Here is a 2,718-nt window from a genome sequence, read left to right as displayed (position 1 = left end):
GCGCCATTTAGTGTAATAAATGCGTTAATTATAGCTGTTGGATTAAGAGAAAAAGAAAAAATTTCAAGTACGTTTTCTACTCTAGAGAATATATGGGAAGAATATAAAGTTTACAAATAAAGGAATAAAGAATAGCGTTATGTAGACTATTTTTATTGATGTTAATAATCACTGTTATATCTATTAAGCATAATAAAATAGGATAATCTATATTTTTGGTACAATTTATATTTTTCAACATATTATGAAAAGATTACTCTATAATTGGAGGAAATATGTTTATACGTTATTATAATTATGATGAACAAAGTCTTTATCGTGCTATTAGCTATAACATTATAGTTAATGTTGATGCTAAAAAGTTAAATTTGTTTAAGGCAGGAAAGTTATTTAAGACATATCCTATAGCAACAGGTAAAATTACTACACCTACACCTAAGGGAGATTTTAAAATTATAAATAAGGCCTCCAATCCGGGAGGTCCATTTGGTGCAAAATGGCTTGGCCTAAATGTTCCTGGTGGAGACTATGGAATTCACGGTACTAATAACCCCAGTTCTATTGGTAAGTCTGTTTCTAATGGATGTATAAGAACTTATAACAAGAATATAATTGAAATTTATAATTTAGTACCCGTAGGAACTCCGGTAAAAATTGTGTGAAAGCAAAAATACTAACATAATAATTTTATGTTAGTATTTTTGATTGTTTTAAAATCTTTTTTTATTAATATGATTTAACACTAATTGATTTATAATATTAGCAACATGTACATGAATAAGATATAATTATTAGAGAATGACATCTATTAAATAAAAGTATATATGGAAAGGGGTATTTGATGATTTATTTTTTAGAAAATTCAACAATTAAAATAACAGTTAGTACTCAGGGAGCAGAACTACATTCTGTAACTGGAAAAAAAGAAGGAACCCAGTACCTTTGGAATGGAGACCCGAAATATTGGAAGTATCATTCACCAATTTTGTTTCCAATTGTCGGAAACCTAGTAGGTTCAAAATATAGGATTGATGAAAATATATATGAATTGCCATCTCATGGATTGGGTAGGATATCAAATTTTAAATTTATAGCAAAAACGAATAATTCAATTACTTTTGAACTAAACTATTCTGAAGATACTATGAAAAGATATCCATATAAATTTTCATTACATATTAACTATACAATTGAAGCAAATACAGTTAAGGTAACGTACACTGTTATAAATTTAGATGATAAGGATATGTCATTTTCAATAGGTGCACATCCTGCATTTATGTGTCCTATTGAAAAAAATGAAAAAATAGAAGACTATTATCTTGAATTTAATGAGAAAGAAACAAGCGATAGAATGGAAATAACTAAAGAGGGGTATTTTTCACATAAGAGAAAAGAGGCTTTAAATGATACTGATATCATGATTTTATCAAAAGAGTTATTTAAAGATGATGCTTTAGTATTTGATGATTTAAAATCAGATAAAATAACTATAAGGTCAAGAAATCATGAGAAGTCTGTATCAGTAGAATTTAAAGGATTTCCTTATATGGGAATATGGTCACCAAAAGGTGGGGCACCATTTTTATGTATAGAACCTTGGTTTGGACATGCTGATTATGAAGATTTTACTGGTCAACTTAAAGAGAAAGAGGGCTCAATTTTATTATCTATAGGAGAAGAGTTTAAATATAGTTATAAAATATCTATTGTAGAATAACACATTATAGATATTTTAAATAATTGAAATGGATATAAATAAGAAATAGAGCAATTTTAGTAGCTATCATTATTTAAGTTTATATACTTGAGTGGTGATAGTTTTTGTTTTTATAATGTAATCTGATAAAACCATTAATGATGTAATATTACAAATATTAAAATCATTTTACCATGCGTATCCCGATGAGGTATATTGAAGAATTTAGACCTATATGTAGAAATATAGAGTTAATCTTATTAAAATCTACTTATGTTAAAGGTGACATTATATATATATGATAGAATATTCCTTGTCGTCACATAGAAGTGGCACACTAAACAACTGTTAATTACACTTTAATAGATTTTAAATAAAAATTTATTTTAAAGAAGTAGTTGACAAAATAAGAAAAACCTAGTATTATAGTAGAAGTCGTCACATGATGACAAAGCAAATTGGTCTTTGAAAATTAAACAGAGAAATAGGTAAAGAAATGAAATAATATTTTATTTTAACCAGTCAATTACTTTAGTAAAAGTAATATTTTAGTCGTAAGACTAAAAAGTATGTAATGAGCTTGCTAACCAACTTAACAGTTGGCGCAGATTAATTATTTCAACTAAAAAAGTGTAAACTTTTAAATTGAGAGTTTGATCCTGGCTCAGGACGAACGCTGGCGGCGTGCCTAACACATGCAAGTCGAGCGATGCGATCCTTCGGGATCAATTAGCGGCGGACGGGTGAGTAACACGTGGGTAACCTGCCTCAAAGAGGGGAATAGCCTCCCGAAAGGGAGATTAATACCGCATAATATGTTTTGATCGCATGATCTTAACATCAAAGGAATTTTTCGGAATTTCACTTTGAGATGGACCCGCGGCGCATTAGCTAGTTGGTGAGGTAAAGGCCCACCAAGGCAACGATGCGTAGCCGACCTGAGAGGGTGATCGGCCACATTGGAACTGAGACACGGTCCAGACTCCTACGGGAGGCAGCAGTGGGGAATATTGCGCAAT

The 2,718-nt window shown here is 30.2% G+C and carries 2 protein-coding genes, 1 rRNA gene and 1 pseudogene; all 4 read left to right on the top strand.

Annotated elements, in window-relative coordinates; all coding sequences use genetic code 11:
- Positions 1 to 120, top strand: a pseudogene (locus KPL50_RS27315) (N-acetylmannosamine kinase); the annotation flags it as partial.
- A gap of 161 nt (positions 121 to 281) precedes the next feature.
- Entirely contained in the window at positions 282 to 662 is a 381-nt protein-coding gene (locus tag KPL50_RS26215) for a L,D-transpeptidase (protein WP_375372963.1), read from the top strand.
- A 179-nt stretch (positions 663 to 841) separates the two neighbouring features.
- Complete coding sequence (locus KPL50_RS26210; protein ID WP_216203741.1) at positions 842 to 1,720, top strand: aldose 1-epimerase family protein; 879 nt, start codon at positions 842 to 844, stop codon at positions 1,718 to 1,720.
- Positions 1,721 to 2,340: 620 nt separating this feature from the next.
- A 16S ribosomal RNA gene (locus tag KPL50_RS26205) occupies positions 2,341 to 2,718 on the top strand; the annotation flags it as partial.

This window comes from Clostridium sp. CF012, assembly GCF_018861755.1.
GTDB lineage: Bacteria > Bacillota > Clostridia > Clostridiales > Clostridiaceae > Clostridium_AD.
Note: the sequence above shows the minus strand (reverse complement) of the source record. Positions and strands in the feature narration are given on the sequence as shown.